At 60.0% G+C, this 23,163-nt stretch carries 25 protein-coding genes and 1 pseudogene; 11 read left to right on the top strand and 15 right to left on the bottom strand.

Features of this window, described 5'->3' with window-relative positions; genetic code table 11:
- Positions 1-82: 82 nt before the first annotated feature.
- Positions 83-1,426: a cation:proton antiporter gene (locus WF331_RS11600; protein WP_340622932.1), complete on the top strand. Its 1,344-nt coding sequence runs from the start codon at positions 83-85 to the stop codon at positions 1,424-1,426.
- Positions 1,427-1,463: 37 nt separating this feature from the next.
- Here the strand turns inward: WF331_RS11600 and WF331_RS11595 are convergent, their stop codons facing one another.
- Positions 1,464-1,700 carry a hypothetical protein gene (locus WF331_RS11595; protein ID WP_016500097.1) on the bottom strand — a complete coding sequence of 79 codons (237 nt, stop codon included), beginning with the start codon at positions 1,698-1,700 and terminating at the stop codon, positions 1,464-1,466.
- A 186-nt stretch (positions 1,701-1,886) separates the two neighbouring features.
- On the opposite strand from WF331_RS11595, the gene WF331_RS11590 reads away from it, so the two are divergent.
- Positions 1,887-2,159: a PepSY domain-containing protein gene (locus tag WF331_RS11590; protein ID WP_340622931.1), complete on the top strand. Its 273-nt coding sequence runs from the start codon at positions 1,887-1,889 to the stop codon at positions 2,157-2,159.
- Between the two features lie 68 nt (positions 2,160-2,227).
- Here WF331_RS11590 and WF331_RS11585 read toward each other — a convergent pair whose 3' ends face one another.
- Both WF331_RS11585 and WF331_RS11580 read right to left on the bottom strand, forming a co-directional pair.
- Positions 2,228-2,692 (bottom strand): hemerythrin domain-containing protein, encoded by a 465-nt coding sequence (locus WF331_RS11585; protein WP_174369406.1) that lies wholly within the window; start codon positions 2,690-2,692, stop codon positions 2,228-2,230.
- 139 nt (positions 2,693-2,831) lie between these two features.
- On the bottom strand, positions 2,832-3,689 hold the full coding sequence (locus WF331_RS11580; RefSeq protein ID WP_016500094.1) for a glucose 1-dehydrogenase: 858 nt from the start codon (positions 3,687-3,689) through the stop codon (positions 2,832-2,834).
- Between the two features lie 196 nt (positions 3,690-3,885).
- On the opposite strand from WF331_RS11580, the gene WF331_RS11575 reads away from it, so the two are divergent.
- Positions 3,886-4,410 carry a hypothetical protein gene (locus WF331_RS11575; protein ID WP_016500093.1) on the top strand — a complete coding sequence of 175 codons (525 nt, stop codon included), beginning with the start codon at positions 3,886-3,888 and terminating at the stop codon, positions 4,408-4,410.
- Positions 4,411-4,465: 55 nt separating this feature from the next.
- On the opposite strand, the gene WF331_RS11570 is transcribed toward WF331_RS11575, so the two are convergent.
- The 5 genes from WF331_RS11570 to WF331_RS11550 form a co-directional block, all read right to left on the bottom strand.
- Positions 4,466-5,005, bottom strand: a complete 540-nt coding sequence (locus tag WF331_RS11570) for a type 1 glutamine amidotransferase domain-containing protein (RefSeq protein ID WP_016500092.1) — start codon at positions 5,003-5,005, stop codon at positions 4,466-4,468.
- A gap of 137 nt (positions 5,006-5,142) precedes the next feature.
- A complete protein-coding gene (locus WF331_RS11565) occupies positions 5,143-6,345 on the bottom strand; it encodes a zinc-dependent alcohol dehydrogenase (protein WP_016500091.1) in 1,203 nt (400 codons plus the stop codon).
- A 157-nt stretch (positions 6,346-6,502) separates the two neighbouring features.
- On the bottom strand, positions 6,503-8,701 hold the full coding sequence (locus WF331_RS11560; RefSeq protein WP_284360077.1) for a xanthine dehydrogenase family protein molybdopterin-binding subunit: 2,199 nt from the start codon (positions 8,699-8,701) through the stop codon (positions 6,503-6,505).
- Entirely contained in the window at positions 8,698-9,699 is a 1,002-nt protein-coding gene (locus WF331_RS11555) for an FAD binding domain-containing protein (protein ID WP_340622930.1), read from the bottom strand. Before WF331_RS11555 ends, WF331_RS11560 begins: the two co-directional genes overlap by 4 nt.
- A complete protein-coding gene (locus WF331_RS11550; protein ID WP_340622929.1) occupies positions 9,696-10,226 on the bottom strand; it encodes a (2Fe-2S)-binding protein in 531 nt (176 codons plus the stop codon). Before WF331_RS11550 ends, WF331_RS11555 begins: the two co-directional genes overlap by 4 nt.
- Positions 10,227-10,532: 306 nt before the next feature.
- On the opposite strand from WF331_RS11550, the gene WF331_RS11545 reads away from it, so the two are divergent.
- From WF331_RS11545 to WF331_RS11535, 3 genes are read left to right on the top strand one after another with little or no spacing between them, the layout of a single operon-like run.
- A complete protein-coding gene (locus WF331_RS11545; protein WP_284360079.1) occupies positions 10,533-11,129 on the top strand; it encodes a hypothetical protein in 597 nt (198 codons plus the stop codon).
- Positions 11,129-11,557 (top strand): phage holin family protein, encoded by a 429-nt coding sequence (locus WF331_RS11540; RefSeq protein ID WP_197897593.1) that lies wholly within the window; start codon positions 11,129-11,131, stop codon positions 11,555-11,557. Before WF331_RS11545 ends, WF331_RS11540 begins: the two co-directional genes overlap by 1 nt.
- On the top strand, positions 11,554-12,360 hold the full coding sequence (locus tag WF331_RS11535; protein ID WP_016500085.1) for a DUF3618 domain-containing protein: 807 nt from the start codon (positions 11,554-11,556) through the stop codon (positions 12,358-12,360). Before WF331_RS11540 ends, WF331_RS11535 begins: the two co-directional genes overlap by 4 nt.
- 127 nt (positions 12,361-12,487) lie before the next feature.
- Here the strand turns inward: WF331_RS11535 and WF331_RS11530 are convergent, their stop codons facing one another.
- From WF331_RS11530 to WF331_RS11520, 3 genes are all read right to left on the bottom strand, one after another.
- Positions 12,488-13,669, bottom strand: coding sequence for a PAS domain-containing sensor histidine kinase (locus WF331_RS11530; RefSeq protein WP_016500084.1), 1,182 nt, complete (start codon positions 13,667-13,669; stop codon positions 12,488-12,490).
- On the bottom strand, positions 13,659-14,474 hold the full coding sequence (locus tag WF331_RS11525; RefSeq protein ID WP_016500083.1) for an alpha/beta fold hydrolase: 816 nt from the start codon (positions 14,472-14,474) through the stop codon (positions 13,659-13,661). Before WF331_RS11525 ends, WF331_RS11530 begins: the two co-directional genes overlap by 11 nt.
- A 145-nt stretch (positions 14,475-14,619) precedes the next feature.
- Positions 14,620-16,407, bottom strand: coding sequence for a thiamine pyrophosphate-requiring protein (locus tag WF331_RS11520; protein WP_016500082.1), 1,788 nt, complete (start codon positions 16,405-16,407; stop codon positions 14,620-14,622).
- A gap of 146 nt (positions 16,408-16,553) precedes the next feature.
- Between WF331_RS11520 and WF331_RS11515 the strand changes: the two genes are divergently transcribed.
- A complete protein-coding gene (locus tag WF331_RS11515) occupies positions 16,554-17,078 on the top strand; it encodes a cupin domain-containing protein (RefSeq protein WP_041168057.1) in 525 nt (174 codons plus the stop codon).
- Between the two features lie 514 nt (positions 17,079-17,592).
- Here the strand turns inward: WF331_RS11515 and WF331_RS11510 are convergent.
- The 4 genes and pseudogenes from WF331_RS11510 to WF331_RS11495 form a co-directional block, all read right to left on the bottom strand.
- Positions 17,593-18,054 (bottom strand): type II toxin-antitoxin system YhaV family toxin, encoded by a 462-nt coding sequence (locus WF331_RS11510; protein WP_016500079.1) that lies wholly within the window; start codon positions 18,052-18,054, stop codon positions 17,593-17,595.
- Positions 18,054-18,371 carry a type II toxin-antitoxin system PrlF family antitoxin gene (locus tag WF331_RS11505; protein WP_016500078.1) on the bottom strand — a complete coding sequence of 106 codons (318 nt, stop codon included), beginning with the start codon at positions 18,369-18,371 and terminating at the stop codon, positions 18,054-18,056. The genes WF331_RS11510 and WF331_RS11505 overlap by 1 nt, the downstream gene beginning before the upstream one ends.
- Before the next feature lie 194 nt (positions 18,372-18,565).
- Positions 18,566-18,688: pseudogene (locus WF331_RS11500) on the bottom strand (peptidoglycan-binding domain-containing protein); the annotation flags it as partial.
- A gap of 6 nt (positions 18,689-18,694) precedes the next feature.
- On the bottom strand, positions 18,695-19,612 hold the full coding sequence (locus WF331_RS11495) for a LysR family transcriptional regulator (RefSeq protein ID WP_016500077.1): 918 nt from the start codon (positions 19,610-19,612) through the stop codon (positions 18,695-18,697).
- 109 nt (positions 19,613-19,721) lie between these two features.
- Here WF331_RS11495 and WF331_RS11490 point away from each other — a divergent pair, with 109 nt between their 5' ends.
- The 4 genes from WF331_RS11490 (at position 19,722) to WF331_RS11475 (ending at position 23,028) form a co-directional block, all read left to right on the top strand.
- Positions 19,722-20,474 carry an SDR family NAD(P)-dependent oxidoreductase gene (locus WF331_RS11490; protein ID WP_016500076.1) on the top strand — a complete coding sequence of 251 codons (753 nt, stop codon included), beginning with the start codon at positions 19,722-19,724 and terminating at the stop codon, positions 20,472-20,474.
- A 333-nt stretch (positions 20,475-20,807) separates the two neighbouring features.
- Positions 20,808-21,056, top strand: a complete 249-nt coding sequence (locus WF331_RS11485) for a hypothetical protein (protein ID WP_340622962.1) — start codon at positions 20,808-20,810, stop codon at positions 21,054-21,056.
- A 116-nt stretch (positions 21,057-21,172) separates the two neighbouring features.
- Positions 21,173-21,742 carry an acyl carrier protein gene (locus WF331_RS11480; protein ID WP_014756385.1) on the top strand — a complete coding sequence of 190 codons (570 nt, stop codon included), beginning with the start codon at positions 21,173-21,175 and terminating at the stop codon, positions 21,740-21,742.
- Between the two features lie 11 nt (positions 21,743-21,753).
- Entirely contained in the window at positions 21,754-23,028 is a 1,275-nt protein-coding gene (locus WF331_RS11475; RefSeq protein WP_340622928.1) for a beta-ketoacyl-[acyl-carrier-protein] synthase family protein, read from the top strand.
- Positions 23,029-23,163 lie beyond the last annotated feature (135 nt).

Here is a 23,163-nt window from a genome sequence, read left to right as displayed (position 1 = left end):
GAGTCGGGTTATCGCAGTGGAACGACGCGTCGTAACGGAAAGTCAAAAGCTGATCGACAACTCTACCAGGCCACCTGCGCAGATGACCTTCATCGTCTGGTTCGCCATGCTGGGCATGGTCTTGCTGCTGCTCGCGCTTTCATCCTCCTATCTACGCTGGATGCCGGTGACATCCTCTGTGGTGTGCCTTGCGCTGGGCATCGGGCTCGGATCGTCCGGGCTGGGCTTTCTTCATCTGGATGTCAGCAAGTCCAGTGAGTGGATGGAGCACCTGACCGAGGTCGCAGTGCTTTTTTCGCTGTTCTTCAGCGGTTTGAAGCTGCGCCTGCCCTTGCATGACCGCCGATGGTTGGCCGCGTTTTACCTGGCAGGGCCTGTGATGATGATGTGCATCGGTGGCGTAACGCTGGTGTTGCACTACGGGCTGCACCTCGAATGGGGTGTTTCGGTGCTGATCGGGGCGATCCTTGCACCCACAGACCCAGTGCTTGCGACACTGGTGCAGGTGGCCGATGCCCAGGACGAAGACCCTGTGCGTTTCAGTTTGTCCGGGGAGGCTGGCCTGAACGATGGAGTGGCCTTTCCCTTTGTCATCCTTGGGTTGTTCCTGCAACAGAACACCGGGCAGGCCTGGCTCGCTGACTGGTTGATGAAGGACATGCTATGGGCAGTAACTGCTGGTTTGCTTCTTGGCTACTGGATGGGGCGCGGGCTGGGCAAACTTACGCTGTTCCTGCGGCTGCGCAACGACGACAGTACCGTATCGCCCAATGATTACCTGGCCTTGGCATTGATCGCGCTGGCCTATGTGCTCGCCGAATCGATTCAGGCCTACGGGTTTCTCGCGGTGTTTGCTGCCGGGCTGGGCTTGCGCCAGGCGGAGGTTCACACGTCCAGCGGCCCACAACAGCCGGCCGCCGAACACCTTGTGCAGCCGGTGGTAGGCCACCAGCATGTAGCGCCGGAGCTGGCCGTGACAGGTGATGTGAAAGGGCTGGACGATTCTCAGGTTGCAGCGGGGATCATGCTGGGGGACATGCTGGCCTTCGGAAGCCTGATCGAGCGGGCAATGGAGGTGTTCCTCGTGACCTTGCTGGGGGTGGTGCTGATAGAGCATTGGGACTGGCGGGCGTTACTGGTCGCCGGTGCGTTGTTCCTGCTGATTCGTCCCTTCAGCATTGCCCTGTTCCCCATTCGGGGACTGGTGGATACTCGGCAACGTGGGCTGCTTGGATGGTTTGGCATCCGCGGTATCGGCAGTTTCTACTACCTTTTCCATGCCCTTAACCATGGGCTTCTCCCAGGCCATGCGGTACTAAGCACCAACCTGGTGTTGTCAGTGGTGGCGTTGAGCATCCTGCTGCACGGGTTGAGCGTTCAGCCGCTGCTTGCCCGATACGAAGCATGGAAGAAGCGGGCGTCATGAGCACATGGACAGTGCCGGGTGGTTGCTGGCCGTAATATCAGCGAGCGCCACCGGCGTGAATCCACACTGCATATGCCGACTTCAATGCTTGTGGGAGGTGAGGCAGTTCCCGCCTCATCGCTGTCCGCCCTTGAGGGGTGGGTACCCACTCCGTCAACCATGCGACCAGCAATACCCGGGTAACGGGGCAGGGCGCCACCTGGCGTTCGAGCTCATCGGCGATCTCGCCGAGCCATTCGAGCTCTGCGTCCAGTTGCAGGATCGGATCAGTCATGAAAGTCGCTCCCTGGATTCAAGCGGTACCTGACAAGAACAGAGTGTTGTTCTGACAGTAAGGTTCAGTGGCCCCGTAATTATCTACTAGCGCTGGAACAGAACTGCCTTGGAATAGCGCTCCGACTGAACCTGCATCGTGTCGGCCGGGTCGCATGTTCACATTCACAGCAAAAGGAAGTTGGCGATGAAAGCGATAACTCGATTGTTCACTGGCTTGGCATTGGTAGGTGCCATGGGGGCTTCTTGCGCATGGGCTGATACGCCCGGTGCTGACTGGAAGGTCAGCAAGGATCAGGCTGAAGCCACGCTGAAAGGCGCCGGCTACACGCAAATTACCAAGATCGAAGCCGACGACGGCCACTGGGAAGGTGAGGGCATGAAGGCTGACGGCAAGCAGTACGAATTCCAGGTTGATCCGCACGACGGCAAGATCATCAAGGATGAACTGGATAACTGATCGCCTGGTAGTCAAGGGTTGCCCGCGCTCGCCTAGCCAGATCGCTGATCCGGCTAGGCGTGTTGGATTCAAGCGGCGGGCCGCTCGCTCTTGAGCACTTTTTTCTGGGTCTCCATGGCGCGCCCCAGCGCCTCTAATTGATCTTTACCGAGCAGCTTCTTCGCGGTGGGGAAGAGCTCGCCTTCCTCTTCCTCGATGTGATGCTCAAGCAGCTCTTTCATCACCTTCACTCGACCTGCGAATTCGAGCGTGCCGGTCTCCGTGTGAAGCAGGTCAGGGAGTACCAGTGAGTCAACTGTCCGGTGTTCTTCTTTGGCCTCGTAATACATCTTGGCCTCCTCTTTGCCACCGGCTTGCTTGATCGCTGGATAGAGAATGTCCTCCTCCAACGCAGTGTGGACTTGCAGTTCCCGCTCAATGCGGTGCAGCAAGTCAGCGCGTTTTTTTACAGCACGTTCAGTGGTCGATGAGAGTTCTTCCAGCAGTTTCTTGACCACTTTATGATCTTGAATCAGCAGATCGATGGCATTCATGGAGGTACCTCGTCACGGGCGGATAAATACTGGCTTCCCAGGAGTTGAGTGGCCGACAACGGCAGGGTTCAACGATGATGATGATTGGCGTAGGGCCGATCTGTTTTGAGGCCAGCCACAGCTGGCCTCGGTAATGTCATCAGAGGATGGGTTTCCCCCCGGTTACTCCGTACCGTGAGCCCGAGATGTAACTCGCCTCATCAGAGCCCAACAAGACGTAGATCGGGGCTACTTCCACCGGTTGCCCAGGCCGCCCCATCGGGTAGCCCGAACCGAAGTTTCTGACCGCTTCATCGGGCATGGTGGCAGGAATCAGCGGCGTCCAGATCGGGCCGGGTGCGACGCTGTTGACCCGAATGCCTTTCTTGCCCAGCAGTTGGGCAAGGCCTGCGGTGAAGTTGGCAATGGCCCCTTTGGTGGCGGCATACGCCAGCAGGCTGGGTGACGGGTCGTCAGAGTTGACCGAGCTGGTGTTGATGATCGAACCGCCTTTTGGCATCGAGGGCAACGCGCGCTGGCAGATGCGGAAAATGGCGGTGATGTTGGTATCGAAGGTCTTCACCCATTCATCATCGTCAATCTCGTCCAAGCCCTCATGAGCCATCTGGAACGCGGCGTTGTTGACCAGAATATCGATACGACCGAACTGCGCCACGGTCTTGTCGACGATGTCGTAGCAGTGCTGTTTCTGCGCAAGGTCGCCTGGCAGCAGCAGGCATTGGCGGCCAGCGGCTTCGACCCAGCGCGCCGTCTCCTGCGCATCTTCGTGCTCATTCAGATAGGCAATGGCAACGTCAGCCCCTTCGCGAGCGTAGGCAATCGCTACTGCACGCCCGATGCCGCTGTCGGCGCCGGTGATCAAGGCGATTTTGCCTTCGAGGCGGTTGTGGCCGGTGTAGGTTTGCTCACCACAATCCGGATACGGTTCCATTTTGCGTTGTGAGCCTGGCACGCTTTGCGGTTGGGACGGGAATGGAGGGGTAGGGTAGTCGATCATGGAAGATGCTCCTGCAGTTGGGAACGTTCATTACCGTTCGAAGCGTGCGCGAAGCGAGTGTTGAGGTGGATCTTCGGTCTGCGCGACGAGCGGTTGGCAAGCGCATTCCCAATGAATTTTCAGCAAGCAGAGGGCTCTATCACTGACGGGTCTTGCGCTGTAATGGGCGAGGCATACGATATCCAGGAGTATCCAGGTGCCTCGAATCATCACGCCCACCACGCCGGAACACGAAATCGACCAAAGGAATGCGAAGCTGTTCGGTACGCCGAAAGAGCGGCTGGATTTCTATCGGCGCGAAATCCAGTATGAAACCACCATTCTGGCCAACCGCACTGACGCTTACCTCGCTGCCCAGTCGTTCCTGGTGATCGCGTACGTATCGTCGATGAGCAACCTGAACCAGAGCTGGGGCGAAATGTTCACCTTGATGGTGCCGGCTTTTCTCGCACTGCTTGGCGTGCTGAGTACGTTGAATGCCTGGCCAGGCATCCGTGCCGCCTTCCGGATCATCGAACACTGGCAGATGAAACAGAGTCACTTGCTGCGCAGCGAGCCGATGATGGGCCTGGCCTATGACGAGTCGCCGTTGTTCTGCGAGGCAGAAACCTCTCAGGCGGGGCACCGCAAATCACTGCTGTTTTCCTTGCGCACGCCTTGGATCTTCCTGTGCTTCTGGATTTTGCTGGGCAGCTATTCGGTTTATATCCAGCTGGCATGACCAGCGCCTCTGGTCGGCGTCAAATGCGACCAGGGGGCGCTGGAAAGAAGCACACTCAGCCTGCCAGCGCCTTGATCAATTGCTCATTGAAGGCGGGGATATCATCTGGCTGGCGGCTGGTGATCAGGTTGCCGTCCACCACTACCTGTTCATCTACCCAAGTACCACCCGCGTTGCGGATGTCGTCCTGCAGTGTCTTGTAGCTGGTCATGCGCTTGCCTTTGGCCAAGCCACTGGACACCAGCAACCAGGCACCGTGGCAGATGACGGCCAGCGGCTTGCCAGCCGCGTCATGGCTTTTTACCAGATTCTGCGCGGCAGAAATAATGCGGATGGTGTCGGAGTTCTGCACGCCGCCAGGCAGCACCAAGGCGTCGTAGAGGTCGAGGTCGGCGCCCTCGAACGTCGCATCTACGGTGAAGGCGTCGGCGGGCTTGTCATGGTTCCAGCCCATGACCGTACCTTCTTTTTCGCCCAGAATATCGACCACCGCACCGTTGTTTTCCAGTGCCTCGCGCGGGCCGGTCAGTTCCACCTGCTCGAAGCCATCAGTGACCAGAAACGCCACGCGTTTGCCGTTCAGTAGTGCACTCATCGTTTATCTCCTTTTACCGATAGACCTCAGATAGGGGCCGGCATGGCGAGGCAAAGCTCCAGCGCGGCGCTCAGCGGCTCACATCCGGTGTAGGCGTTGCGAGCGGGTGATGAAAAAACTTCGAGGCCATGTACCCTTCATATGTGGTCAGGGCCCAGGGTGCCCGGCGCAGCGCCTGGTACGAGGATGACCTTGCGGCAGTCGTCCTGCTTCTGATCGAACATCTTGTAGCCCATGGCCGCTTCTTCGAGTGCCAAGCGGTGGGTGACGATCAGTTCCGGTTGCAGGCGTCCTGCCTGGATGTGCTCCAGCAGCTCCGGTAGGTATTTCTGGACATGGGTCTGGCCCATCTTGAAAGTGAGACCTTTGTCGAAGGCGTCGCCGAACATGAAGGCATGGATGAAGCCGGCGTAAACACCTGGGACGCTGACAACGCCGCCACGACGCACGGCAGCAATGCTCTGGCGCAACGCCTTGCCGCTGCTGCCTTCGAGCTTCAGTGCCGTCATTACTGTTTCGGCAGTGCTGCCCTTGGCTTCAAAGCCGACCGCATCGATTACCGCATCAACGCCACGCATGCCTGGCGTGTGACGGATGATGCTGTCAGCGGGATCGTCGTCCTGCTCGAAGTTGATGGGGACAACACCGTAGGCTTTCTGGGCATACGCCAGGCGGTAATCGTTGTCATCGACCATGAAGATGATCTGGGCACCGAGCATTCGTGCACAGGCGGCACTCAGCAACCCCACTGGCCCCGCGCCGTAGATGGCAACCGATGAACCCTGGCCAATCTCGGCATTGATGACCGCCTGCCACGCGGTCGGCAGAATATCGGACAGGAAAAGGACCTTGTCATCGGCCAGGTCGGTGGGGACCTTGAACGGGCCGACGTTACCTTTGGGTACCCTGACGTAGTCAGCTTGACCGCCAGGGATGCCGCCATACAGATGGCTGTATCCAAACAGTGCCGCGCCCGGAGGAATGGCCTTCTTGTTGATCATTGAGCCGCGCCCGGTGTTGGTGGTTTCGCAGGCGGCAAACAGATCGCGCTGACAGAAGAAACAACTGCCGCAGGCGATAACAAAAGGAATGACTACCCGGTCGCCAATCTGCAGGTTAGTGACTGCACTTCCGGTGTCCTCGACGATTCCCATGAACTCATGGCCGAAAATATCCCCGGCCTCGGTTTCTGGAATCTTTCCTCGATACAGATGCAGGTCAGAACCGCAGATCGCCGTGGCGGTGACCCTGAGGATGATGTCGTCTGCTTCCTTGATAATGGGATCAGGGACGTTATCGACCCTGACGTCGTTTGCTCCGTGGTAGGTCAACGCTCTCATAGACGTCAGCTCCTGCAGCCGTAAGGTTTCTGGGCGGGTATGCAAGGGAAGCCATGTGGGGCATCAAAGTTCACACCAACAAGTCCGACGGCATGAAAGCTGAGGGGTTGGGTTCGATCCTGGCCGCCAGGACGCCTGGCTGCGAGCCCCCGCCGGATCACAGCACTTTGTCGAGTGTGATCGGTAACGCCCTTACACGCTTGCCCGTAGCATGGTAGACAGCGTTGGCCACCGCCGCAGCCACCCCGACCACGCCGATTTCACCCACGCCCTTGGAGCCTAGTTCATTGACGATGTCATCGTTCTCTTCAACGAAGATCACCTCGATATCCCCAATGTCTGCGTTGACCGGGATGTGGTATTGCGCCAGGTCGTGGTTGACGATGCGGCCCAGCCGATGGTCGGTCAACGCCTCTTCGTGAAGGGCCATGCCCACACCCCACACCACGCCTCCCAGGATCTGGCTGGCTGCAGTCTTTGGGTTGACCACCCGTCCTGCCGCCACTGCGCTGACCACCCGGGTCACCCTGATGGTGCCAAGGTCCTCGTCAACGTGGACTTCCACGAACACCGCCGAATGAGTGGCGGTGGAGAACAGTTGGCGCCTGGCGCCTGGCTCGGCATCGATCTGTACTTCGAAACCAGCACCCGCGGCGCTGGCCACGATGTCCCCCAAGGCCAGGCAAAGGCTGCCAGCGTACAGGTAGCCATCAGCAAAAACGATCTGCTCCGTGGGGGTATTGGCGAGCTCTGGGTATGTGTTGCGCGCGTGTTCCAGCACTTTGCTACGTAGCACAAGGCAGGCTTGACGCACGGCCGAACCCACTGACGACACGGTGAACGATCCGCCCTGAAGTGGCGCAGTGGGCAGCGAGGAGTCGCCCAGCACGAAGGTGATATCCTGCACCCTGACCCCGGCAGCGTCGGCGGCGATCTGAGTCATGACGGTGTAGGTGCCGGTTCCGATGTCGGTGGTGGCGCTGCTGACAGTGAGCTGGCCCTGTGCATCGATGCGGGCCTTGGCGCTGGCTTTCATCTGCATCGCTTCCCAGACGCCGCCAGCCATGCCCCAACCCACCAACTGATGGCCATTGCGCATGCTGCGAGGCAGCGGGTTGCGGTTTACCCAGCCGAAACGGTCGGCGCCTTGCTGGTAACACGCCAGCAACTCCTTGCTGGAATAGGGCTTGCCCTCGTTGGCATTGTTGGCGGCGAAGTTGCGCCGGCGCAATTCGAGCGGGTCGATCTGCGCTGCGCAGGCGAGTTCATCCATGGCGCATTCCAGCGCTATCATCCCGGAGGCAGCGCCGGGCGCGCGCATGTCCAGCGGGGTGTACACATCCAGTGGGGCCAAGCGATAGCTGAGCGCAACGTTGTCACACTGGTAGAGCATGCCGCTCCATTCCACCAGATGCTCGGTGAAGTCCTCGAAGCGGGATGTCTGGCCAAGTGCATCGTGGGCAATCGCCAGCAGCCGGCCGTGCGCGTCTGCGCCCAGGCGCAGCCGCTGTTCGGTGCGGGGCCGGTAGCCGAAGGTGAACATCTGCTGGCGCGTCAGCGTGACGCGCACCGAGCGTTGCAGGTGCAATGCCGCCATCACTGCCAACGGCAGCTGGTACTGCGGGCGCAAGCCCGAGCCGAAGGCGCCACCGACAAATGCGGCACGCACCCTGATGTCGGCCTTTGGCAGGCCGAACACCTTGTGCAGATAGTCCTGGCAGTTTTGCGTACCCTGGGTCTTGTCGTGGATTTCCAGGGTGCCGTCCATTTTGTAGAGCACGGTCGACGCATGTGGCTCCATCGGGTTGTGATGCTCATTAGCGGTCAGGTAAGTGGCATCTACCTGCAGCGGTGCACCGGCGAACTGCGCGACAAAGTCGCCACGCGGTGCCGGTGTCTCGGCCGGTGCTTCATGCGATTGCGGGCTGGCACCCAGGTCTGTCTGGTGGGCCTCTTCTTCATACTCGATATTGATCAGCGACCCTGCATACCGCGCCAGTTGCAAGGTGTCAGCCACCACCAGGGCCAACGGTTGCCCGCTGTAGAGCACGCGGTCGTTGAACAGCGGCCGAAACGGCGACCCCTCGGCCGAGTCGGCGTCACTGTAGTCGTCGTCGTAACCGGAAATGTGCGGCCGGTGGCGATGGTCGAGCACAGCGATCACCCCGGGCACGCGGGTTGCCAGGGCACTGTCGATCTTGAGTACCCGGCCTCGGGCGATGGTACTGGACACGACACTGCCATGAAGCAGCCCGGCCTCGGGGTACTCACCCGCATAGCGTGCCTGCCCGGTGACCTTGGCCACGCCGTCCACCCGGTCCATGGGCATGCCGACCAACGGTGTGGTTCTGTTCATGGTCGTACCCCCCTGCCTGCAGCGCCCAGCGCCGCCTCGCTCAATGCCCGCACGCATGCCCGCTGCGCGAGCGTTACCTTGAAACCGTTGTGGCTCAGGGGCTGTGCACCTTGCAGCAGCATTTGCGCGGCTTGGGTGAAAAGCGCTTCACAAGGCACCTGGCCGATCAGCATGCGCTCCACATCCGGAACTCGCCAGGGCTTGTGGGCAACACCGCCCAGGGCCAGGCGAGCCTGCTGTATCACCTCGCCATCGAAGCGCAGGGCAGCGGCAACGGACACCAGCGCGAATGCATAGGATGCCCGGTCCCGAATTTTCAGGTATCGGTAGTGGTGCTCAAATAGCGGGGGCGGCAGCTCGATGCCTGTCACCAGTTCATCGACTGCCAGTTGATTGTCGCGCTCGGGGGTGTCCTCGGGCAGGCGATGGAAATCTGCGAAGGGTATCTGGCGTTCACCGGACGGCCCCTTTACATGCACCACGGCTTCGAGCGCTGCCAATGCCACGCACATGTCCGAGGGGTGGGTCGCGACGCAGGCAGCGCTGGCGCCAAGAATGGCATGGATACGGTTCAGGCCATCACGCGCGGGGCATCCGCTGCCGGGTTCACGTTTGTTGCAGGGGGTGCCGGTGTCATAGAAGTAGTAGCACCGGGTACGTTGCAGCAGGTTGCCACCGGTGCTTGCCATGTTTCTCAACTGCGGGGATGCCCCTGCCAGGATGGCTTCTGACAGCAGTGGATAGAGCTGCTGGATCATCGGATGCCAGGCCAGGTCGGCGTTGCTGACCAATGCGCCGATCAGCACGCCCGCGTTGGCGGTGGCGTGGATACCGTTCAGCCCAAGGCCTGAGATGTCGATCAGCCGTTCGGGCCGAACCACGTTTTCCTTCATCAGGTCGACGAGGTTGGTACCACCGGCAATAAAGCGCGAGCTGGGGTCTGCCAGGCTGATTGCCTCGCTGACCGATGCAGGCTTGTGGTAGCTGAAAGGCGTCATGGGCTCGTCCCTCGCTGTGTGGCTTGGGCCCGGTCGTTCATTGACGGCAGGGCTTCCTCCACTGCAGCGACGATGTTGCTGTAGGCACCGCAGCGGCACAGGTTGCCGCTCATCTGTTCGCGAATGGCCTGTGGGGTGTTGGCATGACCTTCGTTCGCCAGCCCCACTGCGGAGCAGATCTGGCCCGGGGTGCAGTAGCCGCACTGGAAGGCATCATGGCGGATGAAGGCGCGTTGCAGGGGGTGCAGTTCGCCGCCGCTGGCCAGCCCTTCGATAGTTACCAGGTGGGCGCCTTCGCACATGACGGCGAGGGTGAGGCATGCATTGATGCGCTTGCCATCACGCAATACCGTGCAGGCCCCACACTGGCCGTGATCGCAGCCTTTCTTGGTGCCTATCAGGTCCAACTGCTCACGCAGCAGGTCGAGCAACGTTGTCCAGGGAAGGACCAGCAGTGATCGGGGCTGACCATTGATGGTCAGGCCAATGCGGTGCTCTTCGGCACCCACGGGGGCGGTTGCGCTCATGGAAGCTCCTCACGGTCAGGGTTCGCACAGTTGGCTGTGTCTCTGTCGTGCGACCGGCCGGGCCGGAAAAACGTTCAACCTACTTGCCAGGCTGCAGGGCAGCACCCTCTCTCACGCTGATTACCATTGCGGTCCAAGCCTCGGCCCCGGGTTCAGTGCCTGCGGTTGATCGTGCCGTTTCATCTTGACCGCCAGGTAAACGTCATAGATCACACACGCTGAACTACCGCCGTCCCGCCTGCGTCCTCCGAATGAATGCCCGGTAATGACGGCATTCGCTCATTACTCAGTTACGAGGGCGTAACGATGGACAAGACCGATCAAGGCTCGACGTCTTCACCTGGCAGCACTCAGGAGCACGCGCAGGCCATCACCGAAGAGGCCGGTGCGCTGCTAGGTGAAGCCAGGCAGAAGGGCAGCGAGCAATTCGAGCACTACCGCGATACCGCAGCCGATCAGCTTGATTCGCTGGAGCAGGGCGCACGCTCAGCCGCGCAAGCACTGCAAGAAAACGACACCTTCGGGTTATCGCAGTACCTGAGCCATGCAGCAGGGTGCGTGGGCGACTTGGCCGCGCAGCTGCGCCATGAAAACGCCGAGAGCCTGCTGCAACGCGGTGCCCAGCTGGCACGGAGCAACCCGGCGCTGTTTTTGGCAGGTAGCGTCGCACTTGGCTTTGCCGTGTCGCGGTTCATGCGGGCCAGCGCCACTCATGGTCAGGCTCCCGCCGCGTCATCGGACGATTGGCGCCACCCGCGGCCTGCGCAGCCTGTGACGCCGGATCGCGGTAGCGACGTATCCACCCGCAAACCTTACACCCCCATCGACCCGATCGGGGCAGGCGCCGGTACGCCGGTCAGTGGTAGCCCGTTCGAGCGTGATCCACTCAAAGGAGGTGAATGATGAACAAGGACCCCTTGCAAACCACCCCGGGATTACGCTCGGCGGACGAAGATGCGGTCGGTGTCGGTGGCCTGCTGCGTCAGCTGATGCGGGAAGTACCGGAGCTGTTCACCAAGGAACTGGCGTTGGCAAAGGCCGAGCTACAGCACAACCTGGCTACCCTGAAAGCCGGGACGGCGGCCGTTGCAGCGGGTGCTGTGGTGATTCTGGCGGGTTTCATCATCCTCTTGCTGGCGGCAGTCTATGCCCTGGCAATGGTGGTCGAGCCCTGGTTGGCTGCGTTGATCGTCGGCGCAATTACCGTGGTGATCGGTTTCATCATGCTGCAGTCGGGCAAGAAACAGTTCGAGCCCGCGCATCTGGCACCTGATCGCACCTTGCATGCCATGCAACAGGACAAGGACACGTTGAAGAGGAAACTGCCATGACCACTTCCTTCGAACATGACGCGCACACAGACCCGGACCTGCTCGAGCAGGAAATCAACGCCAGGCGCGAGCACATCAGCGATCTGGTGGATGCCCTCGAACAGCGCCTGAGCCCTGGCCAGATGGTCGATCGGCTATTGGCCTATGCAAAGGGCAATGGCGGTGAATTCTTCCAGAACCTTGGCACCACGCTCAAGAACAACCCCGTACCCGCTACCCTCACCGTACTGGGCCTGGCCTGGCTGGGCTTGAACCAGAACCGCCCCTTCAACCCCGGGCCCGCGCATCAGGGGCCTGGGTTGGGTGAGAAGATTGCAGACGCAGTGGACACGGTGAAGGATGCCTTTGCCCATGCAGGGGAGGCGGTGCACGATGCCAGCCACGCGGTGCACATGAAAGCCCATGATGTGCGTGACCGGGCAGGTGAGCTTGGCAGCAATGTGCGGGACTCGATGGGTGCTTCCGCGGATAACCTACGTCACTCAGCGCACAAGGTCGCAGACCAGACCACGGCGCTGAAAGGGCAGTTCGATCAGATGCTCCACGAGCAACCGCTGGTATTGGCCGCCTTGGGGATAGCGCTGGGCGCGGCATTGGGGGCGGCGTTGCCCAGTACCCGCAAGGAAGATGAACTGATGGGCGCCAGTAGTGACCGGTTGACCGACGCGCTCAAGACCAAGGGTAGCGAGTTGAAGACGTCGGTCGAAGAATCGATGGATCAGGCGGGTGGCAACGCATCGGCGCGGGCAGGGGGCAAACCGGAAGGCACCGACCTTTCTGAAGGGCTTGGCTTCACGCCTTGAGCCTGATGGATGTTCACAGGCAGCTCCATGGGTGGGGCCGTCCCTCACGAGGATGGCCCTCACCGCCAAGCAGGGGCAGGACCGGCTTGCCGCTGGCAGCAATTGGGCTCGGGCGCCGCCAGCGCTATCACCCGGCGGTACCGGTACGGGTGAAACTCACACAGAATGATGTACCCGTTTCGTTCGTGGAACTCACTGCCACATCGCCGCCATGGGCCCTGGCTATTTCCCGAACAATGAAAAGGCCAAGACCTACGCTTCTCAGGTCAGTGTCCAGCTCGCTCACTCTGGTCATTGGCTCAAAGAGGTTACCTAACGAAGATTCGGGTATGGCTGTACCCTCGTTATGCACCGAGAGCATGGCCGTCTCACCCTGCACGGTAGAAGTGACCGTGATGGGGTGGCCAGGATCCCCGTAAGCCACGCTGTTGGCCACCAGGTTCCCGATGATCTGATGCATCCTGTCAGCGTCGACCTCTGCCATACCTGCGCCTTCCTGCTTGTGGATCAGTTTTGCCTGCGGGAAGGCAACGCGTAGCTCCTTCACGCTTCGCTCAATGACCAGGTGCAGATCAACCTGCCTTCGGGTAATGCCGATTCCACGGCCTACCCTGGCCAATGCAAAATCCAGGAGATCCGCGATCATACGTTGAGCGCGCTCGGAGGATTGACTGATGTGGCCAAGTAATTCTGTATCTCTGGGTGTACGTTCGCCTCGGGCCAGCAAGTCTGCCGCCATCTTGATGGCGGTGAGGGGGTTCTTGAGGTCATGGCTTGCGATAGCGACCATTTGTTCCGCAAAAAAAGCCCGCTGCAGGGATTTTTCATAGGCCAGATCAAGCTCCACTTTTGCCTGCTGCAAAGCGGCCTCTGTGGTTGTTTTTTCCCATAACAGCTGTTCGGCACGCCGGCGCGCTTCCAGAATCTCGCGCTCATACTTGTCCCGATCAGTTGTCCCGAACAGCGCCAGTTCGTAATAAACGCCATTGACATGCTCGCGCCTCACGCCATTGAGCAGCGTGGTGACGGTGTGCCCACTGGCGTTTTTGAGCTCAAGTTTCACCTCCGCGACCGAACCCTGCATGCGCATCAGGGGAGCCCAGTGGGTCTGATGAAAGATCCTTCCACCCATAGTCAGCAGATCCTGAAACCGCCGCTGGGCAAGATCCTCCTGGCTGATGCCGATCCAGATGCTGAAAATCCGGTTACTGCGCAGAATGGTGCCGTCTTCGTCGGTGACAACCAGGCCACAGGGGGCACTGTCGAAAAGATCTTCGAATTCGGGCAGCAGAGGCTGATCAATCGACATTTTCGCCTACCCAGGGCTTGAGGAAATCGTCCATTGCTTCGGCACAGGCTGCTGGTGCGCTCATGTGCGGGCAATGGCCCACGTTGTCTACGAGATGGAAAACACTGTTGGGCAAGGTCGCATGCATGTACCGGCCCACTTCCAGAGGAGCGATCAGGTCATCGGAAGATTGCAGAATGAGCGTTGGAGTATCCAGGCCGGCGATGTCTTCGCGGTTATCGGATAAAAAGGTCACGCGTGCAAATTGCTTGGCGATCTCCGGTTCTGTGCGGCAGAAGCTGTTGGTAAGTTCATCGCCTAGTGCTGGCTGCCCTGGTGAACCCATGATGGCAGGTGCCATTGCACTGGACCATCCCAGGTAGTTGCTGTCCAGGGTGTGGAGCAGCGAGTGGATGTCTTCGAGCGTGAAACCTCCCACGTAACCCTCGCAATCGATATAGCAAGGAGAGGGCCCTACCATGACGTGCGCGGCGATGCGGTCCGGGTGAAGACGGTCGGCCAGTGCGCCGATCATTGCACTCACCGAGTGACCGACAACAATCACCGGGCCGCGCCCGAAGTGATCTATGACATCGTTAAGGTCTCGTGCGTACCCAGCCAGCGAACCGTATTTTGCGCTCTCATATGCATCCAGATCCGATCCGCCTGCGCCGACCAGGTCATATAGCACTACGCGGAAACGGCTGGTGAAGTGCTGGAACAGATAGTGCCACATGGTCTGATCGCAGCCGAAGCCATGAGAGAACACCAGTGTCGAAGTGCCTTCGCCATGGACTTGAACGTTGTTCCGGCGCTGAATGTCCATGTATCACTTCTCCGATCAGCCAAGACGTTTTGGCGCAGGGGAGAATAGTGCCGCTCGGACTATCGAAAGGGCAAGATGTCGAGTGCCTCTGCTGACACGCCTGGCAGGGCAGGAGCCCGTTGCAGGCGAACAGCAGAGGTGGCTATCACTTCTTGCCAGGCAGCACCGAGCTGAGCACCTGCTTGGCTGTCTGCACGATGATGCCCGCCTGGTCGGGGTCGCCCTTGAGCAAGGTAGTGGCAAACTTCTTCGCCTGCTCCAGCTTGATGTGGGGTGGCAGGGGCGGCACGTTCGGGTCGGTCTTGAACTCGATGAGGACTGGCCGATCAGCAGCCAGCGCGCGCTCCCACGCAGCGGCAACGTCCTCTTCGCGATCTACGTAGATACCTTGCAGGCCAATGGAAATGGCGAACAAATGGTAGGGCACGTCAGGGATCGACTGCGAAGCTTCGAACTTGGGGTCGCCCTCCATCACCCGTTGCTCCCAAGTGACCTGGTTGAGGTCTTCATTGTTGAACACGGCACAGATCCATTGTGGGTTGTCCCACTGCTGCCAGTACTTGGCCACGGTGATCAGTTCGGCGAGGTTGTTCATCTGCATCGCCCCATCGCCCACCAAAGCAACCACTGCCCGTTGCGGGTGGGCGAATTTGGCTGCAATGGCATAGGGCACGGCTGCGCCCATGCAAGCCAGGCCGCCGGACAGTGAACACTGCATACCCTGGCGAATCTGCAGGTCGCGGGCAAACCAGTTGGCACAGGAGCCGGAATCGCTGGTGATGATGGCGTGGTCGGGCAGGCGAGGGGACAGCTCATGGACCACGCGTTGCGGGTTGATCGGGTCAGCCTTGACCAGTGCGCGCTTGGCCACGGTCTTGTCCCACTGCGCACGCCAGGTCTCCACCTTGTCGCGCCAGCGCCGGTCTGTCTTGTGCTCAAGCAATGGCAACAATGTGCGCAGTGTTTCGCTGGCGTCGCCGACCAGGTTGACCTCCATCGGGTATCGCAGGCTGAGCATGTCGGGTTGCAGGTCTATCTGCACGCCGCGCGCCTGGCCTTCCTTGGGCAGAAACTCGGAATAGGGAAAGCCGGAGCCAATCATCAGCAAGGTGTCGCACTCGGTCATCAGCTGATAACTGGGTTCGGTGCCAAGCAGGCCGATCGACCCGGTGACCCACGGGAGGTCGTCCGGCAACACAGCCTTGCCCAACAGCGCTTTGGCCACCCCGGCGCCGAGTATTTCGGCAATTGCTATCACCTGCTCTGTTGCCTGCAGTGCGCCGGCACCTACCAGTACCGCCACCTTTTGCCCGGCGTTGAGTACATCGGCGGCGCGCTGCAGGTCTTCGTCGAACGGCAACACCCTGGGCTTGCTGTAGCCGATGCCGGAATGCACCGTACCGTGAGCCCTCGGCGGTTCGTTGTAGGGCAGGTCCTGCAGATCATTGGGCAGGATGATGGCGGTAACGCGGCGCTCGCCGACGGCCGTGCGCACCGCACGGTCGAGCAGGTGGCGCACCTGCTCCGGTGTCGATGCCTGCTGGACGAACGCACCGGCCACGTCCTTGAACATCGACAGCAGGTCCAGCTCCTGCTGGTAGTGCCCGCCCAGTGCCGCACGGGCCTGTTGACCGACAATGGCCAGTACCGGCTGGTGGTCCATGCGTGCGTCGTACAGGCCAGTGAGCAGGTGCGAGGCGCCCGGGCCGGAGGTGGCCATGCAAACACCGAGTTCGCCGGTAAACTTGGCATGTGCGCTGGCCATGAAGGCGGCCATTTCCTCATGGCGGGCCTGGATGAATTCAATCTTGCCCTTGGCCCGGCTCAGCGCGCCGAACACCCCGTTGATGCCGTCGCCGGGGTAACCGAAGATGCGCCGTACTCCCCATTGATACAAACGTTCCACCAGAAAGTCGCCTACCGTGCCGGTCATTGCCTGCTCCCGTTCTGTCATCGATAGGTGTCTGGACTTGGCAGGTGTCGGGAAAGTTTCAACGGTATGTTCACCCGTCTGCCGGCTGGAACCTCGCAACAGCCGACGGGTTCGAAGGTGAACCGATGACCGCCAGGGTGCGCATCATGACGCTCATGAATACCGAAGATGCCAGCGTGCAGGCCTTGTATTTCGAAGACGACGGCGCCACGCCGAACAGCCGTTTTCCCGTACTGTTCTACCGGTTGAAGCTCGATCCGTCGGGGGACAATGCCAGCGCATTCGAAGCGCTGTTTGCGGCCCACCAATGGACCCCGCTGTGGCGCGACGGAATCTTCGATTATCACCACTTTCACCCTAACGCTCATGAGGCGCTGGGCATTGCCTGTGGGCAGGCGCGGTTGACGCTTGGCGGGGAATCAGGGCAGAGCGTTAGCGTGGAGCGGGGCGATGTGCTGGTGCTGCCAGCTGGTACGGGCCATCGCTGCATCGAGTGCAGCGATGAGTTTCTGGTGGTCGGCGCCTATCCCTACGGGCAGGAAAACTACGACATCCAGCGTCCCGACAGCGCAGCGCACCCGCGTGCCGTCGCGCGCATCGCCAAAGTACCGCTACCTCAGCAAGATCCGGTCGGCGGCATGCGGGGTGCGTTGATGACGCATTGGCGCTGAGTGCGCTGCAGTCAGGCCGAGTGGTCCATTGCCATCGGCCATTTCACCTAACTGCCGGAACCTGCGCCGGATCCACTACCCGATGAGCCTCCGCTACCACTGCCCGAGCCTGTACCGCTGCCACCAGAGCCATTACCCCCGGTGCCCGAACCACTGTTGGTACCGTCTCCGCCCGTGTTGTCCGTCCCATTATCATCAGTACCGCCATTACCCGTACCCATGCCATCGCCTGGTGTACCTGAGCCCGTGGCACCGCCTTGGCCGTTCATTTGACCATTGTCGTGCGGTTGCACGCCCGGGGCGCGCTGATCGTTCAGGTCTGTGGCAGCCAGGGCAAGTGGTGCAGTCAAGCCCAGGCACAGGGTAAGCACAAACGTAGAGGGTTTTGTGGGTGTCATGGTGAAACTCCTTTCAGGGTTGTTCACCTACTGTTCGGCCAGCCGCTCGCGGGAGGGTGCCTGCTGAGCGACGGAAGGCGGTGTCAAACGTGTAATCCATCACCCCGTCGCGCAGCTTATGCGTTGGGCTCGTCCCAGCCGCTACGCGTTGCAGAAATTAGCGTATCCCAGTCATCAGGAGGGTTACCGCGGCCCAGCATCTTCTCGAATACGGCGTAGGGATCGGATTTGCTGCCTGCAGACCGGAGGGTATTTTCGTCGTTGACCCATGCATAGACGATGACCTTGGATCTTGAGTCGTAGCGAAAGAACAGCCGAAAGCGCCTACCGATCTTTGCCCGCCGCCAATGTCGGTAGGCGGTGCCCAGCGTGTTGCCTTGGCGGAACTCATCACGGCCTGGGTCGGCAGGCACAGCCTCCATGATCAGATGGCTCAATGCCCGAAACAGCTTTACGTTGGCATTGCTCTCAAACCCTTGCGGGTCGTTCTGCTCGGCTCGGGCGGCGGCTTCTTGTAACTTGCGTAGCTGTAAAGTCACACCTTCATGGAACAACAGTGTCCAGCCATGTCGCAGCATCAGATCGCGACCTCACCATCGATCTCTTCGTCCAGGTTCACGGAGTGGTTTGCGTTGGCGAGCATGGTTTGCGCCAAGTCTTCCTGCAGAGTCGTGAGGTTACGGCCGCTACGGATATCAGCCTCCAGCAAACCCAGGAATGCACCGATGGCAGGGTCTTCATGGATGGTTTCAACGCGGCTGACCACGATTTCACCGCCGCGCACGTCGAATGCGATCTTGCCACCTGTGTCAAGGCCCAGTAGCTGGCGAACGGATTTGGGCAGTGTGACCTGGCCCTTCGAGGTCAACGTGGCGATTTCGTGGATAGCAGGCATGAGCGTTCTCCCGGATGTTTGATTGAATGGTAAGGAATAATCCTTACGCGGTCAATTTCGACTTCCTGGCTGATCGCGCATAGGTGGGTCAAATGCTCATTAGCTCCGTAGGATGAATTACACCTCCGTGGACACGATCGCAGGCTGCGGTGTTGGCGGGCGCTTTTCTGGCGCACATGTTCCATCTGTGCCCTTTGAAAGGCCATCAAGGCACAACGTGTCGCCTTGCCCATCACTCCATCAATAGGGCCTTGTTGATAGTGGCGCACTATCAGCGCGGTTTGCACACAGGTGACCAAGTTGCTTTTCTGCTCGTTGGCCGGTTATCGAGGCCAGCGCCATGATGGTTCTGACAGCTGCTCGAAGAAGAAGTCTGAGAGTGCCTTGATCTTCACAGGGCGAGTACGCGCCGAGGGTGTCACGAAATAGAGACCACCACGCATCATGCTCCACTCCGGCAACAATGCGATCAGTCGGCCGTCGGCCAGGTATTCGCTGGCGATAAACTCCGGAAGCTCGGCAATGGCCAGCCCCTCGAGCAAAGCTGGCAATAAGGCATCTGAGTTAGTGACACGAAGTTGGCCGGTAGGCACCACATCTTCTTCGGTACCGTCCACGTGGGTGAATCGCCACACCTGGCTGCGCGCGCGGTACGCATAGCTCAAGCAGGGTCGTGCGGCTAATTCACGTGGATGGCTCGGGTATCCGTGTGCGCTTAGATAGGCAGGTGAAGCCACAAGGTATTGGGTGACGGCACAGAGTCGACGCGCGACTAGAGACGAGTCAGGCAGCACGGCAATGCGCAGTGCCGCATCAAAGCCCTCGGCGATCAGGTCTACGGACGCATCGGACAGGTGCAGGTCTATCGACAGCTCTGGGTACATGCGCATCAGTTGAGGAATGAGTGGCGCTACCCAGCGCAAACCGAACGACATCGGTACCGCGAGTCTTACCTGGCCTCGTGGCTGCACCGACAGTTCCTGGGCCTCACTTTCAACTTCCTCGGCCTGCCGATAAATGTCGCCGGCCTTGGCGGCCATGCTCGCGCCAAACTCTGTAAGCGCCAACTGGCGTGAGGTGCGGTTGAACAAGCGTCCACCCAGCCGCTCTTCAAGGCGCGCAACCGCTCGAGATACCGTGGGCACGGAAACCCCCATAACCCGAGATGCCGCAGCGAACGATCCCTCTTCAGCCACCTTGGCAAACATGGCCAACCCTTCGAAATCCGGAAGTTTGCTCATTTCATTTCTGCAACGATAGATTTCAGGCAATTCTATTTTGAAAAATAGATGCCGTCGATAAGCTTCTCCCACACCGCAGCAACTTACTTAACGTAACGGGAGAAACACCATGACTGGCAAGCTCGAAGGCAAAATCGCATTGGTCACCGGCGGCACAACTGGCATCGGCCTCGCCACTGCCAAACGCTTCGCTGAAGAAGGCGCCCACGTGTACATCACCGGTCGCCGCCAGATCGAACTCGATGCGGCAGTGGCCGCTGTCGGGAACGCCACCGGCGTGCAAGTCGACTCCACCAAACTCGACCAACTGGACGCGCTCTACAGTCAGATTGGCTCCGCGCATGGCCGCATTGATGTGCTCTTCGCTAACGCCGGCGGTGGTTCGATGCTGCCCCTGGGCGAAATCACTGAGCAGCACTTCGATGACACCTTCGACCGCAACGTCAAAGGCGTCCTGTTCACCGTACAAAAAGCCCTGCCCTTGCTGGCCCCCAAAGCCTCGGTGATCCTCACCGGCTCTACTGCGGGCACCTCCGGCACTGCCGCGTTCAGTGTTTACGCCGCTTCCAAAGCAGCCGTACGTGCTTTCGCTCGCAACTGGATTCTGGATTTGAAAGACCGTCAGGTACGGGTCAACACCATCAGCCCAGGTGCAACACGTACCCCAGGCCTGGTAGACCTGGCGGGGCCAGATGCTGCACAGCAACAAGGTTTGCTCGACTACCTGGCTTCGCTGATTCCAATGGGTCGTGTCGGTGAGGCGGAAGAAATCGCCAGTGCCGCGCTGTTCCTGGCATCGGATGACGCGAGCTTCGTCAATGGTATCGAATTGTTCGTTGACGGCGGCCAAGCTCAGGTTTGATGGCCAAAAGCGGGCGGCTGCGCTGGTCGTCCGCATACCCACTTAGAAGTACATCCAAGCCTAATCAAAACCAACGGTCTTGGCCTTGTAGATAGCTGATCCTGGGCAAAGGCCAGATGGGGTTTCACGGCGTGTGCAGAGATGCGGTCACAGGCTATCCGGATCCCGGAGGCGCTGAGCATCTTCAGTTGGGGGCATCCTTTTCAAACCATCCAAAGCATGCCCTCAGACATGCCCCCTATGTAGCAATTAGCTGGAAGTAAATGGCTCTTGGAGGCTAGGAAAAGGCAGGGGCGACATCTGCCTGCCGAGCGCATCGAGGCGCGTACCTGTGTGCTTGCCGTCGGTGGTTTCGAGTCCAACCGCCAGACCTTCGTGCTGTCCAACGACGCGTACTACTTCGGCGTTGTGCCGATCCTGGCCAATGCCACGGCCGCGTACATCCCGTTTCTGGAACTATCGTGCTGTTTCAAGCCATCGATTTTGTCCTCTTACGATTCCTCTCCAAGCCCCATTGAGCTGCATAAATCAAAGGTTCGGGCGCGTCGGGATTTCTCGCAAAAAGCACTGATGGCACGTTGACTCTCCCCTTAGGGGGAGACTTTAGACTCCCGGCCCTCGATAGATCTGGCCTGAAAACAGCTTTTTTGGCCCGATGACTTTATTCATTCAATGCGGCTTTTGTAGGGAAACAATCAATGAATAATCCGTTGGAACTGGACAGCGTTATCAGCAGTACACAGGAGATTCTTGCGCAGTTGCTGGTGTTGGACAGGGGCGACGTGACAGAGCACAGCAGTATCGTTGACGACCTCAGCGCCGACTCGCTGGACATCGTCGACCTGAGCTTCCAGCTGGGCCGTCAGTACGGTTGCACCTTGCCGAAAACCAGCGTGCTGGATCACGCGGTAGCGGTGTTTGGCGACGCCACCCGGTTTATCGAAAAAGGCCGAATCACGCAGGACGGCGTGGCCTTGCTGGAGCAGAGCCTCAGCGCTTATGCGCCGGGCCAGTTGCACGTGGGCATGCAGCCGGGCGATGTCTTCTCGGCCACCACCGTGCGGAACTGGGCGCAGCAATGCCATAACGTGTTCAACCACCTCCCCGAGACCTGCCCTGAGTGTGGCGCGGCTCATGCCCAACTCAATGAACGCCAACAAGTGGTGTGTGGCGGTTGCAGTGCTCGCCTGACCCCTCTGGACGGTGACTCGATCTCGCGTCTGTTGGTTGAGCAGTACGCGGCCACCCAGTTGAAGGCTTCGGCGTAGGGGGTGCCTTGATGCAGGCCCGAGAGGTTCTGGTCACCGGCTATGGCCTGGTGGCTCCCACGGCACTGGATGCGGCCTCGCTGTTCACGACGATCAGCGAAAACCGTTCCTGCATCGGCCAGCACCCGGCGTTTGTCGAACTGGGGTTTGCGAACCCGGCGGCCGGATTTATCGATGAGCAACAATGGCAGGTCATCGCGGCGGCATTTCCGGGCGACCTGCAGACCACCTCCCGCCAGGAATGGCTGGCGCATTACGTGGCCCGTCAGGCGCTGGCCCATGCCGGGTTGGCCGACGGCGCATTTGCCCGAGTCGCCAGCGGTATTTTCGTCGGGGCCAACAAACATTGCGTGAGCGGTGATTTGCGGGACGCCAGCCGTTACATGGACGATCAGGGGCGGGTCGATCTCGACCAGTTCCTGGATAACCACACCCTCAGCGGTGGGGCGTTTGCCCGGCGGGTTGATCAGCAAACCTGCCATCTCGCCGAATGGCTGGGCGTCCGTGACCATATCTCCACACATTCCGATGCCTGTGCCGCCGGCACCATGGCCATCGGCAGCGCCTATCGAGCGATCGCCCGTGGTGAGATCGACCTGGCAATGTGTGGCGCGGTGGAGTTGATGGCCCATGAATTGTCCTACTACAGCTTTGATGGGCTGGGCGCACTCTGCCAGCGCGTGGACTTTTCCCCACAAGAACAGAGCCGGCCGTTCATGCCGGACCGCTGCGGTTTTGTGCTGAGTGAAGGGGCGGCGCTGTTGGTGCTGGAATCCCGCGAGCATGCCGAGCGTCGTCAGGCCTGTTCGCTGGGCCGGGTGCTGGGTTACGCGAATCTGTGCGAGGCAGAGAAAATCACCTCCAGCAGCCGCGATGGCAGCAAGTATGCCGCCTGCATGGCGGCGGCCCTGGCCGATGCCGAACTGACCAGTGCGGCTGTGGACCATGTGAATGTTCACGGTACGTCGACACAAGCCAATGACCGTTGCGAGGCCCTGGGCCTGGCGCAGGTCTTCGGCGAAACCCTGGAGCAGATGACGTTCACCGCCAACAAATCTGCCGTAGGGCATTCGTTGGCCGGCAGCGGTGCCATTGAGGCGGTGCTGTCGTTGATGAGCATTCAGTTGGGCGTGGCCTTGCCGACCCTCAATTTTCAGCCGGAAAAAACCGAATTTCCGGCGTTGAAATTCCTTTGCGAACCGTTGCAGCAACCGATCAATGTCGTGCTCTCCAACTCCTTCGGGTTTGGTGGCGTGAACAGTTCGTTGGTGCTGGGCAGGGCATGACATGACCAGATCCAATTCAACCGCTGTTTATATCACTGGTGCGTCGGTACTCAACGCCGGCGGTACTGAATGTGCGCCTCGTGACAGTCAACCTCAGGCCGCGCAACCGCTGGATTTCGACCCGGCACGTCTGGC

This window comes from Pseudomonas sp. YNh (assembly GCF_037993085.1).
Lineage (GTDB): Bacteria > Pseudomonadota > Gammaproteobacteria > Pseudomonadales > Pseudomonadaceae > Aquipseudomonas > Aquipseudomonas putida.
This window is presented reverse-complemented; position numbering and strand designations above follow the sequence as displayed.

Bases quoted from the DNA above. Each gene is read 5' to 3' on its own strand.
- WF331_RS11480 (WP_014756385.1), top strand. From the start codon at position 21,173: ATGAATAATCCGTTGGAACTGGACAGCGTTATCAGCAGTACACAGGAG.
- WF331_RS11495 (WP_016500077.1), bottom strand. From the start codon at position 19,612: ATGAGCAAACTTCCGGATTTCGAAGGGTTGGCCATGTTTGCCAAGGTG.
- WF331_RS11505 (WP_016500078.1), bottom strand. From the start codon at position 18,371: ATGCCTGCTATCCACGAAATCGCCACGTTGACCTCGAAGGGCCAGGTC.
- WF331_RS11585 (WP_174369406.1), bottom strand. From the start codon at position 2,692: ATGAATGCCATCGATCTGCTGATTCAAGATCATAAAGTGGTCAAGAAA.
- WF331_RS11595 (WP_016500097.1), bottom strand. From the start codon at position 1,700: ATGACTGATCCGATCCTGCAACTGGACGCAGAGCTCGAATGGCTCGGC.
- WF331_RS11540 (WP_197897593.1), top strand. From the start codon at position 11,129: ATGAACAAGGACCCCTTGCAAACCACCCCGGGATTACGCTCGGCGGAC.
- WF331_RS11535 (WP_016500085.1), top strand. From the start codon at position 11,554: ATGACCACTTCCTTCGAACATGACGCGCACACAGACCCGGACCTGCTC.
- WF331_RS11565 (WP_016500091.1), bottom strand. From the start codon at position 6,345: ATGAGAGCGTTGACCTACCACGGAGCAAACGACGTCAGGGTCGATAAC.
- WF331_RS11515 (WP_041168057.1), top strand. From the start codon at position 16,554: ATGACGCTCATGAATACCGAAGATGCCAGCGTGCAGGCCTTGTATTTC.
- WF331_RS11545 (WP_284360079.1), top strand. From the start codon at position 10,533: ATGGACAAGACCGATCAAGGCTCGACGTCTTCACCTGGCAGCACTCAG.
- WF331_RS11530 (WP_016500084.1), bottom strand. From the start codon at position 13,669: ATGTCGATTGATCAGCCTCTGCTGCCCGAATTCGAAGATCTTTTCGAC.
- WF331_RS11555 (WP_340622930.1), bottom strand. From the start codon at position 9,699: ATGACGCCTTTCAGCTACCACAAGCCTGCATCGGTCAGCGAGGCAATC.
- WF331_RS11550 (WP_340622929.1), bottom strand. From the start codon at position 10,226: ATGAGCGCAACCGCCCCCGTGGGTGCCGAAGAGCACCGCATTGGCCTG.
- WF331_RS11475 (WP_340622928.1), top strand. From the start codon at position 21,754: ATGCAGGCCCGAGAGGTTCTGGTCACCGGCTATGGCCTGGTGGCTCCC.
- WF331_RS11600 (WP_340622932.1), top strand. From the start codon at position 83: ATGACCTTCATCGTCTGGTTCGCCATGCTGGGCATGGTCTTGCTGCTG.
- WF331_RS11525 (WP_016500083.1), bottom strand. From the start codon at position 14,474: ATGGACATTCAGCGCCGGAACAACGTTCAAGTCCATGGCGAAGGCACT.
- WF331_RS11490 (WP_016500076.1), top strand. From the start codon at position 19,722: ATGACTGGCAAGCTCGAAGGCAAAATCGCATTGGTCACCGGCGGCACA.
- WF331_RS11580 (WP_016500094.1), bottom strand. From the start codon at position 3,689: ATGATCGACTACCCTACCCCTCCATTCCCGTCCCAACCGCAAAGCGTG.
- WF331_RS11560 (WP_284360077.1), bottom strand. From the start codon at position 8,701: ATGAACAGAACCACACCGTTGGTCGGCATGCCCATGGACCGGGTGGAC.
- WF331_RS11510 (WP_016500079.1), bottom strand. From the start codon at position 18,054: ATGCTGCGACATGGCTGGACACTGTTGTTCCATGAAGGTGTGACTTTA.
- WF331_RS11520 (WP_016500082.1), bottom strand. From the start codon at position 16,407: ATGACCGGCACGGTAGGCGACTTTCTGGTGGAACGTTTGTATCAATGG.
- WF331_RS11590 (WP_340622931.1), top strand. From the start codon at position 1,887: ATGAAAGCGATAACTCGATTGTTCACTGGCTTGGCATTGGTAGGTGCC.
- WF331_RS11570 (WP_016500092.1), bottom strand. From the start codon at position 5,005: ATGAGTGCACTACTGAACGGCAAACGCGTGGCGTTTCTGGTCACTGAT.